Raw genomic sequence first — 19,258 nt, 5'->3', positions numbered from 1 at the left:
GGTAAACTGAAAACATCGCTCATTTTAAGGGAGGAGGAAAAAAATGAAAGTGTTTATGAATTTAGCGTGGTTTTTTAAACAAGAAAAACGAGCGTACATAACTGGAATTATTTTATTGTTTGGCGTTGCACTTTTAGAACTTGTAGCACCAAAAGTAATTGGAATCGTTGTAGATGAAATTAATGATGGAACATTGACGACCGATAAGTTACTAAAATGGGTTGTACTATTAGTAATTGTAGGTATTACGATGTACATATTACGTTACATATGGCGTATTATGATTTTCGGGTCTTCATTAAAATTAGCTCGCCAATTACGAAAAAATTTGTATGAACATTTTACAAAGATGAGTCCATCTTTCTATCAGTCAAATCGGACAGGTGATTTAATGGCACATGCGACCAATGATATTCAAGCGATCCAGCAAACTGCTGGAGCAGGTGTTTTGACGCTTGTTGACTCATTAGCTGTCGGAGGATGTGTACTCGTAGCGATGGGTTTTACAATTAGTTGGAAGTTAACATTATTAAGTTTAATTCCAATGCCGATTGTAGCTATTTCGACAAATTATTATGGAACTTTATTACATAAAAGGTTTCATAAAGCACAGCAATCGTTTTCGGAAATCAATGATAAAGTGCAAGAGAGTATGAGTGGAATGAAAGTGATTCGCTCGCTTGGACAAGAGAAAGAAGATTTACAGGCGTTTCGAAGAAAATCAGAAGATGTTGTACATAAAAATGTGTTAGTTGCACGTATTGATTCGTTATTTGATCCGACAATCTCTCTTATCGTTGGATTTTCTTTTTTAATCGCAGTATGTTACGGATCGGTATTAGTTGTAAGAGGTGAATTAACAGTAGGTGATCTCGTTACATTTACGACATATTTAGGTACCCTCGTTTGGCCAATGTTAGCGTTTGGATGGTTATTCAATATTATGGAGCGTGGGCGTGCTTCATATGACCGTGTAGAAAAAATTCTTTCACAAAAATCAGATGTAGTAAATAGCGAAAATGCTGTACATACAATAGCGAGCGGTAATGTTTCGTTTGCCGTTGATTCATTTTCGTATAAGAAAAATGAATTGTTACATTTAAACGATATTCACTTTGATTTGAAGAAGGGCGAAACGCTAGGAGTTGTAGGACGTACAGGCGCAGGGAAAACGACTTTATTAAAATGTTTAATCCGTGAGTATGATCATTTTAATGGTGAATTAAAAATTGGGGAGCGAGATATTCGAGATATAACACTTCATGGTGTCCGTTCTGCCATTTCATACGTGCCGCAAGATCATTTTTTATTTTCAGCAAGTATTGGCGAGAATATTGCCTTTGGAAAGGCGGATGCTACATATAATGAAATTACCCAAGCAGCAGAGATTGCTTGTATTCATAATGACATCCTCCAATTTTCAGAAGGATATGAAACAGTAGTAGGGGAAAGAGGTGTTTCGTTATCTGGTGGTCAAAAACAGCGAATCTCTATTGCTCGTGCTTTATTAACAAATGCTGAAATTTTAATTTTGGATGATTGTTTATCAGCGGTAGATGCAAAAACAGAAGAGACGATTTTAAGTGCCTTAAAGAGGGAGAGAGCAGGGAAAACGACGATTATTACTGCACACCGATTAAGTGCAATTCAGCATGCCAATCTTATTCTTGTTGTTGATGAAGGTAGAATTGTACAAAGAGGTACACATGAGGAATTAATGAAGGAAAACGGCTGGTATAAGGAAATGTATGAAAGCCAGCAATTAGAAGCTTTAGTCGAGAAAGGAGGCGTATGATGGTAGAGAAGAAGCGAAGTGATTTAAGTAGATTGCTTTCCTATATGAAGCCATATAAAGGGTTACTATCTTTAGCATTTATCTTTTTAGTTGGTGCGACAGTAACGGAAATGATGGGTCCTTTTTTAATTAAACAATTCCTCGATGAACACCTAGTACCGCGGGATTTTGAACGATCAGCGCTCGTTACTTTATTTGTAATTTACATAGTTGCTCATTTATTAAAAGTACTATTTACGTATTTAAATCTATTGTACTTTCAGAACATTGCTTTTAAGATTGTTCAAGATATGCGAGTTGAAGTATATGAACATGTTCAAAAGCTGTCATTAAGTTTCTTTGATCGTACGCCGATTGGTACACTTGTATCGCGTATAACAAATGATACGGAAGCGATTAAAGATTTTTATGTCAGTGTATTATCAACATTTGTAAAAAATGTAGTCTTTTTAGTAGGTATTTTAGTAGCGATGTTTTTATTAGATGTAAAATTAGCGCTATTTTCTCTCGTATTAATTCCGATAATGTTTGCGATTATGGTATTATATCGCCGGAAAAGTGCAGCTTTTTATTTAGAAGTACGTAATCAACTAAGCGTGTTAAATGCAAAGTTGAACGAGTCCATACAAGGAATGAATATTGTTCAAGTGTTCAGACAAGAAAAACGTATGAGAAAAGAGTTTGAAGAAGTGAATAATAAACATTATAGTGCAGGGCGACGTACTTTGAAGTTAGACGCATTACTTTTACGACCAGCTACGGATTTAGTACATATTGTAGCTATTGCGTTAGTACTAGGTTTATTTGGGATTGATGCTTTAAAGAGTCCTGTTGAAGTAGGAGTTTTATATGCTTTTGTTAACTATATACATCGTTTCTTCCAACCTGTAAATGAGATGATGATGAAATTGTCCTTCTTCCAACAGGCACTTGTTTCGTCATCACGTGTATTTCATTTAATGGACGAGAAAGATTTAGCACCGGTTCAAAAAGGCAATGAGAATCCTCAAATCGTGGATGGAGATATTGAATTTAAAAATGTTACTTTTTCATATGATGGAAAGCGTAACGTTTTAAAAAATGTATCATTTCACGTGAAACAAGGGCAAACGGTTGCTTTTGTTGGGCATACTGGTAGCGGAAAAAGTACGATTATGAATTTGTTAATGCGATTTTATAATATTAAGTCAGGAAATATTGTAATAGACGGTGTAGATTTAGAAAAATTTGAAGAACGAGAAATTAGAAAGAAAATAGGACTCGTATTGCAAGATGCATTTTTATTTGCTGGAAATGTAAAGCAAAATATTCGTATGTATAATGAAGAAATTACGGATGAAGAAGTAAAAGAAGCTGCTCGATTTGTGCAAGCGAATACGTTTATTGAAAAGTTACCAAAACAGTATGAAACAGAAGTAGTAGAAAGAGGTGCAGCATTTTCAAGCGGTCAACGACAATTAATTGCTTTTGCTAGAACGATAGCAACGAATCCGAAAGTATTAGTATTAGATGAAGCAACAGCTAATATCGATACAGAAACAGAAGAGGCTATTCAAACAGCGTTGCAACAAATGCGAAAAGGTAGAACGACGATAGCCATTGCGCATAGGTTATCTACAATTCAAGATGCGGATCAAATTTTTGTGATGCATGATGGAGAGATAGTAGAGAGAGGGACACATCAAGAATTATTAAGTGAGCAAGGTTTGTATTATAATATGTATTTGCTACAAAATAAAGTGAGTTTGCAAAAGGCCTTGTAATACAAGGTCTTTTTTATTTTGTATACAAAATATGTTTACTCTTTGTTTCTATAGCATAAATGTCGTGTCCTCTTATGAAACTTGTACATATTGTATGTATACGAAGTAAAAAAATGATAGGAGATTTTATATGCAAAACAGATCAAGTTCAAATGTTACGTTTATTGATGTGTCTCATTGGGAAGGGAATATTGATTGGAATGCAGTGAAGGCATCTGGAATTCCAGCAGCGTATGCAAAAGCGACAGAAGGTGTAAACTACATTGATCCTACTTTTACTAAGAATGTACAAGCAGCACGAAATGCGAATGTATTAATTGGTGCATACCATTTTGCACGCCCAGAACAAAATGATGCAATTTCAGAGGCAAAATATTTTGTGAGTATATTACAAAATAACCAGACAGACTTAATGCCAGTTCTGGATTTAGAATCACCAATAGATCCGAGTAACAGTAATTTAACTGGTAACGCTATATCGAATTGGGCAAGAAGCTTCATAAATTATGTGAAACAGGCTACTGGAAAAGATGTAATGTTATATACAGGAGTTTGGTATATTAATGAGTTCGGAATTAGCGGATTAAGTGATATACCGCTTTGGATTGCTAAATACTCGAGTACACCGCCTGCTGATGCTGGTGGATGGACAACGTGGACAGCGTGGCAGTACACAGATTCAGGACAAATTTCAGGCGTAGGAAATTGTGATGTATCAGCTGCAGTTTCATTAGAAGTTTTAAAAGGGAATGGAGCAAGTGGTGGAGGTAATGTTTCCCCGCCTAATAATGCAACTCCAGTGTACGGGGTTGCTATAATTAATGGAGATAATGTGAATTTGAGAAGTGGACCATCTTTGCAGTCTAGTGTAATTCGCCAATTGAATCGTGGCGAAACATATGAAGTTTGGGGAGAACAAGATGGATGGCTTTGTTTAGGGACAAATCAGTGGGTATATAATGATCCGAGTTATATTCAGTATAAACATTATGTGGCGACTATTACTGGTGATAATGTAAATTTGCGTGATGCTCCATCATTAAATGGAAATGTTATAAGACAGTTACATCATGGTGAATCGTATCGAGTATGGAGTAAGCAAGATGGATGGCTTTGCTTAGGGACAAATCAATGGATATACTATGATCCAAGTTATATTCAGTATGGTGTACAATAGAGTGAAAATAAAAGGTGCCCCGTCAGAGGTGCCTTTTATTAAAAATATACAACTTTTACAAAGTCTATATCGAAACCATAGTATACTATAATAGATATATTTATAAAAAATAATCGAAAATGAAATAAAGGGGTAAAAATATGGATTATGTGCTAATAGGTGCGGTTTTAATATTATTAGCTGTAGTATTTGTGCTGTTTTATAAAAATAAACAGTTAGAATCAGAGAGTCAGCAAGTAGAATTTGAAAAGAAACAAGCAATTGAAACGTATGAAAACGAAATTGCAGCTACGGTGATAGAGCATAAAGAACAACAAAATAATTTAAAAAATATGGAACAGAAAAAATACAATGATTTACAAGTAAGTGCAAATAGAGAAATTGAAAATATGCGTATGATGAAGAATCAATTAGCTATGCAACATAGTAAAGAACGTGGTGAAATACAAAATAAACATAATAACGAAATACATATGTTTCAAAAATTAATTGCAAATTTACGAGAATATACTAAAAACGGCGCTGAAATGAATACGTACGAAACATTACATTATATGAAGCGAGGATTCATAGAGCAAGGCATCATATTAGATGCTGAAATTGAAATCATGCCGAATGTTTTTATTAAAAATAATAGTGAAATAAACGATAATCGAATCCATCATCTCATTTTGTGCAAAACTGGTATTTATCTACTTGAGACGAAAGAATGGGAAGAGAAATTAATTCATGGTTTAACGAAAGAAAATGCTGGTATATATTCATTTATGATTGATGAAATGGGTAAGTATCAACAAGAACTTGAAAAAGAAGAGACATTTGAATATATAGTAGGTAAAGATTCGGCAACTATACAAGTGAAAAATGAAGGGAATCCAGTATATAAGGCGAAGAAACTATCTCAAATTTTATACAATTGTTTGAAAGAAATGCAGGCTAATAGTATAAAAGAAAAGGTAAAACCAGTTGTATATTTTTATAATGAAAATGGAAAAGAAATAATAGATCTTTCAAGTGAGGAAACACCTAGATTAAAAGATCGGGAGCAAATTGTAACGTTCTTCAGAAATGAAATCTTAGCAGGAAAAATAGTATATACAGTGCAAGAATTAGAACAGATTCGAGAAATGATTAGCCGGATGAATTATATAGTGAGTTAAAAGGGGAGATCTTTCTGAACGCTATGCTACGTGGCATTTTGTATGTCTATTTTTGTTTGTATATAGTAATGTACATTGTATTTATATTCGTCATTGATATGGTCCATATACCCTTAAGTGTAAGGAGCATTTTTGTAGTATTCATACCATTTGTTTTATTAGTCATGATTCAAAGGGCTATTTTATATGTTTCTAAAAATCGTAATGAAGAAAAGAAGCAAATGTTGGGGGGGTTAATAGTAGCACTCATACCATTAATAGTGTGCACTGTACAACTAAGTGTAAATGAATATACATCAAAGTTTAATCAAAATAGATGGTTAAATCATGCAGATAAGCGGGTACATATGGTAGATGATCTATTACAAAAATATAAATTAATAGGGAAATCAAATGAAGAAATTACACAATTGTTAGGAGCCCCAACGGAAACGAGAAGTGGGGGAGAAGGAGTTATCACTTTGTATTATCTTGGGACTGAACGTGGCTTTATCCCAATAGATAGCGAACAGCTTATTTTACAATTTGATAGAGATGGTAAAGTCATGGAATATACGGTGCATAAAGATTAAAGAAACGTGGAGGGAAGCTATATGTTATAGCTTCTTTTTTATTTTTCAATATGTCAAGGAAGGGGGAGAAGGTTTTTGAGTGGAATAAGGAATGAAAGCGGAGGTGATGCATATATATAGATGCATTGGGCGATTATTCGCCCGATTGGTGAGGGTTAATAATCAATAAGTACGGACCAAAACCCCACTGATGAAAGTTTCACTTTATCATATTGTATAAATGAAAAGGAGGTAAGACGGTGAAAGCAATCCCGACTGATGTCCTGAGTAAAGAATTGATGGAAAGAGAAGGAGTTATATCTATTACAGTAAAGGAATTTGAAAAAATAGAAGTAGCTGGAGTAGTAGTAGCTGGTCCAGCGGTTATTTTGATTAATCAAGATTAAGTACATATCATTGAAATAAAAAGCATCCATCTAGGATGCTTTTTATTTGTATGTAAGGATAAATATGATGGATAATTGTGTTACTGGAGGGAAAGTCTGTGGCAATTATTATAACAATGTTAGTAATGGGTATTTTATTAGGATTTGTTGGAGCTGGAGGAGCTGGGTTTATTATCGCGATACTCACTTTAGTATTTCATATTCCTATTCATGTTGCTCTTGCAACATCTTTAACTGCAATGGCGTTTACGACATTATCAGGTGTTGTCAGTCATTACCGTGAAGGTAATGTAGCACTTATTATAGGCGGGATTGTTGGGGGATTTGGCGCAATTGGCTCTTATATTGGTTCTAAATTTGGTTCACTTATACCAGCACATCTTCTTCATTGGTTTACAGCTGGGATGTTATTTTTATCGGCAATTTTTATGTTTATTAAATTAATTATGTTCCAAAACAAAGAACAGTCATCTTTATATAAGCATAAAGAGTTTTCCATGAACTACTTGTTGAAATGTATATGCCTTGGATTAGTTACTGGAATGATGGCTGGTTCATTTGGGATTGGTTCTGCACCGTTTATTCAACTTGGATTAATGGTTCTATTGGGATTAACGATTCAGCAATCTGTAGGGACAACAATGCTTGTTATATTACCGATTGCAATTGGAGGCGGGATAGGATATAGTTCGGAAGGATATTTAGATTATATATTGTTATTGCAAGTATTAATTGGGACCATGTTAGGGGCATACATTGGCGCGAAGTTTACAAATTATGCACCGCGAACGCTTTTGAGGTTTTCGATGATTATGACACCGGTTTTAGCTGGGTGTATGCTATTGATGGAATAAAGTGAAATTATAATCAGTAGGGGGTTACTGCTTACAAATAGCGGGATAAAATTAATATAGCAAACTATTAATATATTTTACGAATGAATTATGTAGGTAATTCATATTTCCCATATAAAAGGATTTGTTTTAATATTATGAGTGTAAAGTTCGAGTATTCGAAGTACTACTTGAATTATATCCCTATCCCTTTTCTAAAAATGCGAACAAGTTTTGCCCTATTCTATTCAATAGTTAATTGCATAGAAATATATTGTTCGATGACCATTATGGAACGTACATAATGGGAAAATCCCGATCCTTAAAGAGGATGCCCCTAATCTTCATGTGAAAATATGATCGGATAAGAAAGCTGACCAATTTATGGTCGGCTTTCTTTTTGTTCAAAAACAATTCTTTCTTTAATTTCTGTTTGTAATAATACAGTTTTTCCGAAGCGACGTTTGCATTCCGCACGCACTTTTTCAATGGCTAGTAGCTGAGTAGTCGCGGGAACTGTGACAATAGCTTGGCGAGCCTTACGATTTTCTTCACAAAAGACACATTCCACAACATAATTAGAAATCATATTTTCATCCTTCCAGTTTTAATTTCTAAAAAAGGATTGTCTATGAAGTTGATGTAATTTTTCGTCATTGTTTTATTATTTTCCTCTTTTTTTCAAGGGGAAAATAAAAAAGAGGGCGAATTTTAGTAGGGGAGGGATGTTTATGGAGAGATGGATAGGTAGTGCAGCGGTATGTGTAAATGAAAGAAATGAAGTTTTAATGGTACTGCAGGGCAAAGAGGGAGAAGAAAAAAGATGGTCTGTCCCAAGTGGAGGACTTGAAAAGGGAGAGACACTAGAAGAATGTTGTATCAGGGAAGTTTGGGAAGAAACAGGTTACAATGTGGAAGTGGTAAATAAAATATATGAAAAAGAGGGTATTACATACGGTGTTCCAGTGTATGTCCATTATTATTTTGTTAAACAAATAGGCGGTAATATGAAAATCCAAGATCCTGATGAGTTAATACATGAAATTGCTTGGAAAGGGATACATGAAATTGAACAATTGTGTTTAGCTTTTCCAGAGGATTATGAATTGCTGTGCCAATATATAGATAAAGAAGCAAGTATGTAAATACTTGCTTCTTTAATGTATCCAAGACAAGAAAAGCGGAACGATAACTAAACTAGCGCCTGCTGTTAAAAGCATGGATAAACTTGCAATTGTTCCTTCCACAGGACCGATTTCGAATGCTTTTGATGTACCGGTTCCATTTGCGCTCGTTCCTAACATAATACCTTTTGCGATTGCTGTTTTAATGCGGCAAATGCGTATGAGAGAAGGACCGAGCAATGCTCCTGTTAAGGCAGTTAAAACGACAAATACAGCAGTTAATTGTGACATACCACCAATCATTTCTGAAATAGCCATTGCGATTGGTGTTGTTACGATATGTGGCGCTAAACTATGTTCTAGTGATGAATCAATTTGAAAATAATTTGCTAGTAGTGCTGAAGTAATGACTGATAAAAACGAACCGACAATGACATTAAGTAAGATAGCCATTCCATGTTTCTTTAATAAATCAAAATATTTATAGATTGGCCATGCAAAAGCAACTGTTGCGGGCTTTAATAATTCAGTTAACCAGTGACCACCAGATTCATATGTTTCATAAGGTGTATCTAATCCGAGCAATAAAGCAATTAAAATAATGGGACAGACGAGAAGAGGAGAAAGTAGACTCCAATTCCAACGTTGATACATTTTTTTTGATATCCAATATGTGAATAGTGTTAATAGTAAACAAAGAAATCCGATCATTGCGTTGATCCTTTCCGCTTTAGTAGCAATTCTGTTAAAAGTCCTGTAACTAAGGTAACGCAAAGAGTGCTAATCATAATAATTAAAATGAGATCGATTCCATATTGTGTTAGTGTATCTCTGTAACGTATGACAGCGACTGCAGAAGGGATGAAAAATAAAATAAGTTCTTTTAATAAAAAATCTGCTCCGTCCTGTATCCATTCTTTTTTAACTAGGTTAAATTTTAACGAAATTAATAATAAAAAAATACCGATTATACTTCCTGGAACTGGGAGGTGTGCCTGTTTTGCAATCCATTCACCTGTCCAAGCGAAACAAAATAGTAATAAAATTTGTCCGCTTAACTTCCACCATTTCATACAGTAACCACCTCTTTCTTTTTTTACATAAAAATTGTAAAAAAGAATTAACAATTTCTACTATACGTTCATTCAAAATATTTGTCTAATATATAAATTATATGTTATTAATATATTAGACATATTAATCGAAAGTGAAAAGGGTGTCCAAAAATGGAATTACGGCATTTGCAATATTTTGTTGTTGTGGCAGAAGAGTTACACTTTGGACGGGCAGCTGCTCGTTTACAAATGACACAACCACCACTTAGTCAACAAATACAGCAATTAGAAAAAGAAATGGGAGTTACATTATTTTCAAGAACGAAAAGAAAGGTTGAACTAACAGAAGCAGGAGAAATGTTTTTAAAAGAAGTAAAAAAAGCGTTTGAACAAATTGAAAAAGCAGTAGAAGTTGCACAAAGTGCGCAAAGGGGAGAAGTAGGATCACTTTCAATTGGTTTTGTAGGTGCGGCGATATATGATATTTTACCATCAATTGTTAGGGAATATAGAAAGAAATTTCCGAGAGTGTCTGTTGCATTACATGAATTGTCAACACCAGATCAAGTTCATGCACTTCATGATAACCGTATTGATATTGGCTTTTTACGTCCACCAATTCCAACACAATTATTAGAATTAGAGCCAATTCAAAGGTTATCTTGTACCTTATGTTTACCAAAGGCACATCCACTTGCAGAGAAAGATGAAATACATATAGAAGATTTACGAGATGAGCCGTTTGTATTTATTACGAGACCAGTATGGCCAGCTTTGTATGATACAATTTTATCTCTTTGCAGAGAAGTTGGATTTAGTCCACGTATTGTACAAGAAGCAACAGAGTATCAAACAGTTATGGGGCTTGTAGCGGCAGGGATTGGAATTACAGTAATACCCGTATCGGCAAATAAGTTATATAAAACAGAAGTTGTATATAAAGAATTATATGATTCTAATTTTGTGGCAGAAATGTCAGTGGCTTACAAAAAAATGAATAGTAATCCAGAGTTGCTAGAGTTTTTAAAAATTGCAAGAGAGAAGAAAAGAATAGAAGTAGAAGATGAGTAATAGTAGTAACAGAAAATGAAGTTAATTCAGATTTATAAAAGTACACCTTGTTAAACAATAAAGCGGAAATGCAACTTAAGTTGCATTTCCGCTTTATTGTTTTTTTTTAGCTCGATACTAAATAGATAAACGTGTTCATTTTCTTTTAAGAGTAAATCAATACCTTTGTCTTCGTCAATTGTAGGGACGCTTACAGTTTCTTTACTTGTTTGGATTACAGCAGCTAAAATTGTTTTTTGATTGTATTTTAAATTTTTTATAGATTGGATTGTAGTAGTTGCGGAGCTATTTACGCTTGGTGGTGCTTCTTCATGAACAAGCGTTGAAGCACCTTCAATATTCATATACCACTGCCTTTTTTCTTGTATATCTTTATCGAATTGGAAATGTGGTGGTAAAAAAGAAAGCTTTACTTTCTTTTTTGAAAAATGTGAGGTAGCTATATTAGCAATTTCTTTTGTTTTTTTACCATTGTTATAATAATCAATTGTAGCATTTATTTCATCTTTATCATTTTTAAGCGTAACGTTATAAAACATGCTATTTCCTTCTTGAAAAGGAGTCATTTGTAAAATAGAAGCTTGCTCTTTTGTTAATTTGTATGGCTCAACAATGGTAACTTCATTGTTTTTTATTTGGCTACAACTTGTGAGTAATAATAAAAACAAGATTGATAGTAATTTTATACGCATGCAATCTCCTCCTTTTTACAATTATATTCTAAATGTGATTTTTTATCATTTCGTTTTCTAGGACTAAAGACTTAGAAGAAATTCCGATTGTAGTGCGATGTTTAAAATGTCATATTTTTATACACTAGTAGTATAGAATGCGTATGTAATAAGGTAGGGGAAGAATTTTATGTCTTTATGTCGGTTAGCGAGAAAAAATATTAGAACATTTGCTACCAAAAGGATGAAGCAATTTATGTGGATTGCTATGAGTATTATGATTTTGTTTTTTATGATATCGTTACAATTTAATGAAGGAGCTATTTTGAAAGTAGGGGATGCATTTGTATTTCAAATGTATTTTTACACACTGTTTATTGTACTAATTTTCATATGTATTTTTACTACATATAAAATGATGTACTCCCTTTTGCTAGTGAGGAGAGAGGAGTTTACATCTTATGTAGCAGAAAATATAAAAAGAAAAGAAGTACTATGTTTATTATGTCAGGAGCAATTATTCATTTATGGAGCAGCGTTTGTTTTTGGATTAGTTAATGGGATGTTATTTTTAAAATTATTTACGATTATCTTTATAAGAATAGCAGGAATACAAGGGATAAATAGTGCACCGATTACAATATATGCAATAGTAGTAGTGAGTATAATTATGATTGTTATCCTTCTATTATCGATGGTGCAATGTTTTCGATTTGTTCAAAGTTTACAAGATAAAAATTCGTTGCATTTCAAGAAAAAGGCATGAGAAATCATGCCTTTTTCCATTTTACACATAAAAATAATCATGTTACAGTGAAAAGACCTGACAAAGAATGGGAAGGAAAGGTTGTATAGAATGACAAATGAACAATCAATTGTAAAAGTCGATCGGTTAACGAAGCGAATCGGATCAAAGACACTTGTACAAAATATTAGTTTTGAAGTGAAAAAAGGCGAGGTTGTCGGTTTACTCGGACCAAACGGTGCTGGAAAAACGACTTTAATGAGAATGATGGTTGGTATGATCCGTATGACAGAAGGTGAAGTATGGATTGATGGTCAATCTGTGAAACAGCAATTCGAAAAAACAGCTGCGAAAATTGGAGCGGTAATTGAGACACCTGAATTTTATCCTTTTTTGAGCGGCTATGAAAATTTAACATATTTCGGACGAATGAATGGTAATGTGACCGAAGAACGTATCGATGAAGTAGTGAAATTGTTAGGGATGGGACAAGTAATTGATCGCAAAGTAAAAGCGTATTCACTCGGCATGAGACAACGTTTAGGAATCGCTCAGGCACTTATTCACGATCCAGACGTGTTGATACTAGATGAACCGACAAATGGATTAGACCCTAGTGGAATACATGAAATGAGAATGTACATAAAAAAAATTGCACATGAACAAGGAAAAGCTGTACTTGTATCAAGTCACTTACTTTCAGAAGTTGAATTAATGTGTGACAGAGTTATCATTATTCAGCACGGGGAATATGTGGCTACGCAAAATATTCAGCATAGCCAAAGCGAAGAGATGGAGACGATCCGTATACGTGTAGATGATGCGAATAAAGCAGCAGAAATATTAGGGCATGATGTTTTAGTAAAAGATAATGAATTACTTATTAATGTAAAAGATGAAGAAATCCCAAATGTTATTCGTACATTGCTTGAGAAAAATATTCAAGTGTATCGTGTATATGAAGAAAGAAAAACGTTAGAAGAGCAATTTTTAGAATTAACAGGGGGAAAAGATATTGTTTAATTTAGTATATAACGAACTGTATAAAATATTTAAGCGGAAGCGAACGATTATTCCATTTGCAGTTATTGCAGTATTAATAATCGGATTAGGATGGGTTACGGTAAAGTATTTTGAACCGGAAACAAAAGGATGGAAAGTAGATTATACAGAACGAACTGTAGAAATTGAGAAAAAGCTTGGCATGAAAAAAGAAGCTATTTTAGCAGAAAAATCAGGGGATGAGCTTGTAAAAGAATACCAGCTTAAGATGAAGCATTTAGATACGGATACAGCACCGGCAAGCAGTTCTCCACTTTCTTTCATGAGAGATACAGGTTTTATCGTATTTCCAATTTTGCTCCCATTTATCCTCGTGTATGCAAGTACAATTTTTGCGAATGAATATAGCTGGGGAACATATAAATTTTTAACGATACGACCAGCGAGTCGCTTTAAAATTTTAACAGCAAAATTTTTAGCAATCGTTATATTTGCAGCTTTATTATTTATATTTAATATGATCTTCTCCGCTTTATGTGGACTTGTTATTTATAAATTCCAACAGCCTGCATGGAGTGAGTTTATTTTCCACGATGGAAATATAATAAAACAAAACATTTTTGTAGAAGCAAGTAAATATTATGTTTTATCGTGGTTACCAACGGTTGTGTACGCATCGTTTGCATTTATGATTTCTGTGTTAACGAGATCTAGTGGAGGTGCAATTGGTATTTCACTATTCCTTGCTTTATCAGGCAATATTGCGTTATTAGCAGCCACTAGATATAACTGGGCGAAATATTTATTGCCAGCAAACACAGATTTATATAGTATTTCAAAGAACGGAAGTTTTATTGATGGAGTAACATTCCCGTTTGCATCATGTATGTTGCTACTTTATTTGTTCGTATTTTTATGTATTTCATATACTGTGTTTTTAAAACGTGATTTAACTTAATAAGAAAAGCCGTTCAGGGTGCTGAGATGCACTTTGAACGGCTTTTTTTATGAGAATTGTTTAAGTGCTCTTTCGGCTAGTAAAGCAAAGTATTCTGCACTTATAGGCAGTGCCTCTTCATTAATTGTAAAAGCAGGATGATGCCATTCATGTGTACCGCTCGTTCCCATAAAGACGAATGAACCTGGTATTTCCTGTTGGTAAAATGAGAAATCTTCTCCAGCCATTGATAGACTAGGCGAGATGATATTAAGATTCATCTTTGTGGCAACTTGAGTAGATAAGTCTGAAAGAGCTTTATCGTTGTGAACAGCAGGAGGACCTGAATAAAAACGGAATTTCGTTTTTACACCTAATGCATCAGATACACCTTTAATAATACGCTCCATGAGTGCTGGAATCTTTTCACGTGTTTCAGCTTGGAACGTGCGAATCGTTCCTTCTAACGTAGCTTTTTCAGGAATTACGTTCCACGTATTTCCTGCGTGAATATTTGTAACACTAACAACCGCATTATGAGATGAACTTATATTTCGGCTTACAATTGTTTGCAGTGCCATCACAATTTGAGAGGATGCGACAATAGGATCTACGCCAGCATCTGGTACAGCCGCGTGTGTACCAACTCCGTGAATTTCAATTTCAAATCGATCAACTCCAGCCATCAGTGGACCATCTTTAATGCCAATTGTACCTACTGGTAAATCAGGTTTATTATGCATGCCGAAAATCGCTTGCACATTACGTAAATGTCCAGCATCAATAACTTTGCAAGCGCCATTACTACTTTCTTCAGCTGGTTGGAATATGAAGCGAACCGTTCCATTTAGGGAAGATTCTCTTTCTTTTAATAAGAAAGCAGTACCTAAAATGGCAGCTGTATGAAAATCGTGTCCACAAGCATGCATTTTCCCTCGTACTTTAGATGCATAGGACAAATGTGTTTCTTCTTGAATAGGAAGGGCATCAATATCAGCACGAACTGCTACAATTGGCCCGTTTTTATTACCAGACACTTCAGCGATAATTCCTGTTTCTAAATTGGAGTCAATGATAGTAATGTTTTTTTCTTCTAACCAATTTTTTATTGCTTTTGTTGTTTCGAACTCTTCATATGATAGTTCTGGATACTCATGTAAATGTCGACGGATGGAAATAAGTTTTTCTTTTAGTTGATTTGAAATAGATACCATGTAGTATGCCTTCTTTCTTCAGCAAAATATTTATCATAAGTATACAACAATAAAAGAGAGGATTCTCAAATGAAAATCCTCTCTCGTTTATCCCGTATTAATGGGCAGTCCGATTGGTTCAACTAATTAAAGTTTCACTTTATGCTGCGACTTTTTTATGCGTATGATGTTTACGATAACGTCCACGCATTGCGTATGCAATTTGCGGGATTGCAATCCCGATTAAAATAAGTGATACACCGAACCATTGTGAAGATAGTACAGCCTCTTTTAAAACGAATACGGACATAATTGTTGTAACTGGTAGTTCCGCTGCACCAAGAATAGTTGCTAAGCCAGAACCGATTTTTGGAATACCGATTGTAAAGGCAATAGATGGAATTACGATACTAAATGTTCCTAATCCTAAACCGTATTTCCAAAGACCTTGAGAAATGGCACCATTAAAAATAAATGTTGGTGGGAATACAATCATGACTAAAGTTAAAGCACCAGTCATTAAGAGAACACCGCGCGGTAATGAAGGTACTTCAACAGCAACTTTTCCGCTCACGAAAATGTATGTTGCGAATGTAACAGCAGATAATAAACCTAAAATGATCCCAGTCGTATCGAAAGCACCTGCTGATTGTTCAAGTAAACCACTTGATAAAAATGTCCCTACAAGTAAGAAAATAACAGAAATAACTTTTTCTCTTGAAGGTAATGTTTTTGTTGCGACTGCTTCAATGATAATTCCGACCCAAACAAATTGGAATAAAAGAATAATTGCAATAGAAGCTGGTACAGTTTTTAATGAAGCATAATAAAAAATTCCGGTAAAACTTGCAGATGTTCCTGCAACGAATAAAAGTAATGCTTGCTTTAAAGGAACGCGATGTCTAGAAAATAGAAGTGTAATAGCAAGCAAAATAATCCAACCGAACAAATATTGGCTGCCAATTACCTCTCCAAGTGAAAATCCTTCTGCATATGCAAGCTTAACAAAAATAGCTAAAATTCCATAACTACACGCTCCTAATAAAACTAAAAGAGAATAACGAAGCATGAAAAATTCCTCCCATCTATATGAAGTTGTTCCGTATCGAAAATATATAACTAGAGGGAAGTATACAAAATTAGAAATAAAGGGTCAAATGAAAGAAAAGTATGACATTTTATAGAATAATAATAAAAGTATGATATTTATGCATAATCTTGAAATTATTAATAGTAGAAGTATTATAAAATAAACTTTGCATTGTATAGAGCCAGCATTTGAAAAAAATATTTTTTAAACCAATATGTATATCGACGTACTAGTAACGTGCTAATTATTTGAGAAACTATGTTACCTTTGTTATGGTAATGACAATTAAAGGAGTTTCATAATCCATTTGAGTTTTTTCTATATAATAGAAGGAAATGAAAACGTTTTATTAGAAACTGTGAGGAAGTACTTTTTTCTTATTGCCACGTTGTAAAAGTGATTTCACGAATTGTTCATAGTATTTTTATGTGTTTTTGTTACAATATTTAGGGAGAGGAGTGGAATGATGCAAGATATTAGTATTTTTTTAGCGTTTGGCGCCGGGTTCTTATCATTTATTTCCCCATGTTGCTTACCGCTTTATCCGGCATTTTTATCGTACATAACAGGTATGTCGGTTTCTGAATTGAAAGAAGAAAATGCAATGCTTCGCAAAAGAAGTATGATACATACAGCGTTTTTCTTACTTGGATTTTCAATTATATTTATTGCAATTGGATTTGGTACAAGTTTTATTGGAGGAATCTTTACTGACTATAAAGATTTAATCAGACAGTTAGGTGGTATATTTATCATCGTGTTCGGCTTAATTATTGTCGGGGTGTTTAAGCCGAAATTTTTAATGCAAGACCGTAAATTTACATTTAAAAATCGTCCAAGTGGCTATTTTGGATCAGTACTAATTGGATTAGCCTTTGCAGCAGGGTGGACGCCATGTACCGGACCAATTCTAGTGTCGGTAATTGGATTAGCAGCAACAAACCCAGAATCAGCAATGATTTACATGATTGCTTACATACTTGGATTTGCTATCCCGTTTTTCGTACTGTCATTCTTTATTACGAAAATGTCTTGGATTAAAAGAAATAGTATGGCCTTCATGAAAGTCGGAGGATATATTATGATTGTTATGGGGGTCTTCCTATACTTTAACTGGATGACGAAAATTATCGTATATTTCTCAAGTTTATTTGGTGGTTTTACCGGTTTTTAGTATTATTCTGCGAAAATGTTGGAAATACTAACGGAAAAGCATATAATGAAAGTATATTTTGCATATAGCCACAAAAAAGGATGAGAAAATATGAACATAGTTCTTTTATCAAGTATCGTTGCTGTTTGTATGGCTGTCGGTGCGATGTTTATTCGTTTAAAAGCAGCTAAGAAACCTGCAACATTGAAAAAAATTATACTTCCGCCATTTTTTATGAGCACGGGAGCATTGATGTATGTTTTTCCTGAATTTCGATTAACTCCAGCGGAAATGTTAGAAGCAATTGGCGTCGGTTTGTTTTTCTCTATTTTTCTTATTAAAACATCTAAATTTGAAATTAGAGGACAAGAGATTTATTTGAAGCGTTCAAAAGCCTTTGTTTTTATATTAATTGGATTACTTGTCGTGCGGATTGTATTTAAAACATACTTAAGCCAATCTCTTGATTTAGGACAACTTAGTGGCATGTTCTTCTTACTGGCGTTCGCGATGATTGTGTCATGGAGAATTGCCATGTACCGTTCCTTTACGAAATTACAAAAGGAAATGGAAAAAGAAGATGGTTTTTATAATGAAAAAGATATGAAGCTAACTTAAAAACTGTATATGTACCAAATAAAAAGACAGCGTCAAAGGCGCTGTCTTTTTTATCGAAAATAATATGAAGTTACTTTGCGAGTAAAGATCGATAGTTAGAATAATCAATCTTTTTTTCTTGTAGTTTTTTAATTAAAAATTTATGATCACGCTTTGGTGTGGCAATGATATATCCTTTAATAATTAAGTCTTGTGTAATTTGAGAGGCATTTTCTTGTAATGCAAGTTCCCCGATTTTTCCAGCAATCTTTGATTTTGCAACATCGCGAAATAGTTCTGGAACAGGACTTACAAGCTCTTCTAACAATTGTTTTTGTTCGTCAGCCCATAAATGTCTCGTTTTATTTATGTAGTGTTCTTCCCAATCCAAAATGGACATGCCGTCTTCTTTTGGTAAACGTTTTAAAAATTTTCTGAACATAAAGTATCCACCGATAGACATAAGCCCTAATAAAATAACCGTCCATAATACAATGAACCAACTGAACCATCCTTCGAGCAAGCATATCCCCCCTTAATGATAGCGGTTTTCTTTTATTCATATTATATACAGTGAGATTCATAGAAAGCAAGAACGCTTGGTCATTTTGACCAAGCGTTATCATTTAAACAAAGTATAGTTGTTCCACATGTAAATTATTATTATCATCTTCTACATATTCAATGATTAATGTGCCAACTTTACGATCTTTATCTTCAGTTGTGAAAATAGAGTAAGAAGTAAAACGTGTTTTTGATAGGCCGCTTATGTGTGTAGGTAAAGAAATGTAGTCGTTATCGCGGAAGAATTCCATCAGTTCAATATCCTCAAATTCTTTTCGGTCAACTTGTTTGTTTGTATAGCGGCGTTGAAGTTGTTTTAAAGATTCATTCCAAGAAATTGCTTTTGTGTCGTATACCATTGTTCTATCTC

The 19,258-nt window shown here is 34.0% G+C and carries 22 protein-coding genes and 1 pseudogene; 15 read left to right on the top strand and 8 right to left on the bottom strand.

Features of this window, described 5'->3' with window-relative positions:
* The first annotated feature begins 43 nt into the window (after positions 1-43).
* The 7 genes from GD442_RS17465 to GD442_RS17435 all read left to right on the top strand — a co-directional run bounded on the left by GD442_RS17465 (position 44) and on the right by GD442_RS17435 (position 7,707).
* Entirely contained in the window at positions 44-1,795 is a 1,752-nt protein-coding gene (locus GD442_RS17465; protein WP_000862455.1) for an ABC transporter ATP-binding protein, read from the top strand.
* Positions 1,795-3,558: an ABC transporter ATP-binding protein gene (locus GD442_RS17460; RefSeq protein ID WP_000229521.1), complete on the top strand. Its 1,764-nt coding sequence runs from the start codon at positions 1,795-1,797 to the stop codon at positions 3,556-3,558. The genes GD442_RS17465 and GD442_RS17460 overlap by 1 nt, the downstream gene beginning before the upstream one ends.
* Before the next feature lie 130 nt (positions 3,559-3,688).
* A complete protein-coding gene (locus GD442_RS17455; RefSeq protein WP_016125127.1) occupies positions 3,689-4,735 on the top strand; it encodes a GH25 family lysozyme in 1,047 nt (348 codons plus the stop codon).
* Between the two features lie 140 nt (positions 4,736-4,875).
* Positions 4,876-5,895: an NERD domain-containing protein gene (locus tag GD442_RS17450; RefSeq protein WP_000386791.1), complete on the top strand. Its 1,020-nt coding sequence runs from the start codon at positions 4,876-4,878 to the stop codon at positions 5,893-5,895.
* A 23-nt stretch (positions 5,896-5,918) separates the two neighbouring features.
* Complete coding sequence (locus GD442_RS17445; protein ID WP_000943753.1) at positions 5,919-6,467, top strand: hypothetical protein; 549 nt, start codon at positions 5,919-5,921, stop codon at positions 6,465-6,467.
* 239 nt (positions 6,468-6,706) lie between these two features.
* The gene (locus GD442_RS17440) at positions 6,707-6,853 is read left to right on the top strand and encodes a BC1881 family protein (protein ID WP_000644411.1); all 147 of its coding nucleotides are present in this window, start codon (positions 6,707-6,709) and stop codon (positions 6,851-6,853) included.
* Between the two features lie 98 nt (positions 6,854-6,951).
* Complete coding sequence (locus GD442_RS17435; RefSeq protein WP_000974658.1) at positions 6,952-7,707, top strand: sulfite exporter TauE/SafE family protein; 756 nt, start codon at positions 6,952-6,954, stop codon at positions 7,705-7,707.
* 361 nt (positions 7,708-8,068) lie between these two features.
* Here the strand turns inward: GD442_RS17435 and GD442_RS17430 are convergent, their stop codons facing one another.
* Positions 8,069-8,275, bottom strand: a complete 207-nt coding sequence (locus GD442_RS17430; RefSeq protein WP_000625223.1) for a DUF3903 domain-containing protein — start codon at positions 8,273-8,275, stop codon at positions 8,069-8,071.
* A 142-nt stretch (positions 8,276-8,417) separates the two neighbouring features.
* On the opposite strand from GD442_RS17430, the gene GD442_RS17425 reads away from it, so the two are divergent.
* Entirely contained in the window at positions 8,418-8,831 is a 414-nt protein-coding gene (locus GD442_RS17425) for an NUDIX hydrolase (RefSeq protein WP_000442981.1), read from the top strand.
* A gap of 12 nt (positions 8,832-8,843) precedes the next feature.
* On the opposite strand, the gene GD442_RS17420 is transcribed toward GD442_RS17425, so the two are convergent.
* On the bottom strand, positions 8,844-9,521 hold the full coding sequence (locus GD442_RS17420; RefSeq protein ID WP_000578954.1) for an LrgB family protein: 678 nt from the start codon (positions 9,519-9,521) through the stop codon (positions 8,844-8,846).
* Positions 9,518-9,883 carry a CidA/LrgA family holin-like protein gene (locus GD442_RS17415; protein ID WP_000872365.1) on the bottom strand — a complete coding sequence of 122 codons (366 nt, stop codon included), beginning with the start codon at positions 9,881-9,883 and terminating at the stop codon, positions 9,518-9,520. The genes GD442_RS17420 and GD442_RS17415 overlap by 4 nt, the downstream gene beginning before the upstream one ends.
* Before the next feature lie 153 nt (positions 9,884-10,036).
* On the opposite strand from GD442_RS17415, the gene alsR reads away from it, so the two are divergent.
* Positions 10,037-10,936, top strand: coding sequence for an acetoin biosynthesis transcriptional regulator AlsR (alsR, locus tag GD442_RS17410; protein WP_000423234.1), 900 nt, complete (start codon positions 10,037-10,039; stop codon positions 10,934-10,936).
* 50 nt (positions 10,937-10,986) lie between these two features.
* On the opposite strand, the gene GD442_RS17405 is transcribed toward alsR, so the two are convergent.
* A complete protein-coding gene (locus GD442_RS17405; protein WP_159365134.1) occupies positions 10,987-11,628 on the bottom strand; it encodes a histidine kinase in 642 nt (213 codons plus the stop codon).
* Between the two features lie 169 nt (positions 11,629-11,797).
* Here GD442_RS17405 and GD442_RS17400 point away from each other — a divergent pair, with 169 nt between their 5' ends.
* From GD442_RS17400 to GD442_RS17390, 3 genes are all read left to right on the top strand, one after another.
* The gene (locus tag GD442_RS17400) at positions 11,798-12,373 is read left to right on the top strand and encodes an ABC transporter permease (RefSeq protein WP_000050617.1); all 576 of its coding nucleotides are present in this window, start codon (positions 11,798-11,800) and stop codon (positions 12,371-12,373) included.
* A 90-nt stretch (positions 12,374-12,463) separates the two neighbouring features.
* Positions 12,464-13,375, top strand: coding sequence for an ABC transporter ATP-binding protein (locus GD442_RS17395; protein ID WP_000180622.1), 912 nt, complete (start codon positions 12,464-12,466; stop codon positions 13,373-13,375).
* Entirely contained in the window at positions 13,368-14,312 is a 945-nt protein-coding gene (locus GD442_RS17390) for an ABC transporter permease (RefSeq protein ID WP_134208878.1), read from the top strand. Before GD442_RS17395 ends, GD442_RS17390 begins: the two co-directional genes overlap by 8 nt.
* A 47-nt stretch (positions 14,313-14,359) precedes the next feature.
* On the opposite strand, the gene GD442_RS17385 is transcribed toward GD442_RS17390, so the two are convergent.
* Both GD442_RS17385 and GD442_RS17380 read right to left on the bottom strand, forming a co-directional pair.
* Positions 14,360-15,505, bottom strand: a complete 1,146-nt coding sequence (locus GD442_RS17385) for a M20 peptidase aminoacylase family protein (protein ID WP_000253674.1) — start codon at positions 15,503-15,505, stop codon at positions 14,360-14,362.
* Positions 15,506-15,644: 139 nt separating this feature from the next.
* Entirely contained in the window at positions 15,645-16,553 is a 909-nt protein-coding gene (locus GD442_RS17380; protein ID WP_000947043.1) for an EamA family transporter, read from the bottom strand.
* 322 nt (positions 16,554-16,875) lie between these two features.
* On the opposite strand from GD442_RS17380, the pseudogene GD442_RS28410 reads away from it, so the two are divergent.
* From GD442_RS28410 to GD442_RS17370, 3 genes and pseudogenes are all read left to right on the top strand, one after another.
* Positions 16,876-17,024, top strand: a pseudogene (locus GD442_RS28410) (peptidase T).
* A 16-nt stretch (positions 17,025-17,040) separates the two neighbouring features.
* Positions 17,041-17,748: a cytochrome c-type biogenesis protein CcdA gene (gene ccdA / locus GD442_RS17375; RefSeq protein WP_001152676.1), complete on the top strand. Its 708-nt coding sequence runs from the start codon at positions 17,041-17,043 to the stop codon at positions 17,746-17,748.
* Between the two features lie 90 nt (positions 17,749-17,838).
* Positions 17,839-18,345 carry a CcdC family protein gene (locus GD442_RS17370; protein WP_001028439.1) on the top strand — a complete coding sequence of 169 codons (507 nt, stop codon included), beginning with the start codon at positions 17,839-17,841 and terminating at the stop codon, positions 18,343-18,345.
* A gap of 70 nt (positions 18,346-18,415) precedes the next feature.
* On the opposite strand, the gene GD442_RS17365 is transcribed toward GD442_RS17370, so the two are convergent.
* Both GD442_RS17365 and GD442_RS17360 read right to left on the bottom strand, forming a co-directional pair.
* Entirely contained in the window at positions 18,416-18,847 is a 432-nt protein-coding gene (locus tag GD442_RS17365; RefSeq protein WP_000889373.1) for a DUF2621 domain-containing protein, read from the bottom strand.
* Between the two features lie 103 nt (positions 18,848-18,950).
* Complete coding sequence (locus GD442_RS17360) at positions 18,951-19,247, bottom strand: hypothetical protein (RefSeq protein ID WP_000262401.1); 297 nt, start codon at positions 19,245-19,247, stop codon at positions 18,951-18,953.
* Positions 19,248-19,258: the final 11 nt, after the last annotated feature.

The sequence above is a fragment of the Bacillus sp. A260 genome, assembly GCF_009861435.1.
Lineage (GTDB): Bacteria > Bacillota > Bacilli > Bacillales > Bacillaceae_G > Bacillus_A > Bacillus_A cereus.
Note: the sequence above shows the minus strand (reverse complement) of the source record. Positions and strands in the feature narration are given on the sequence as shown.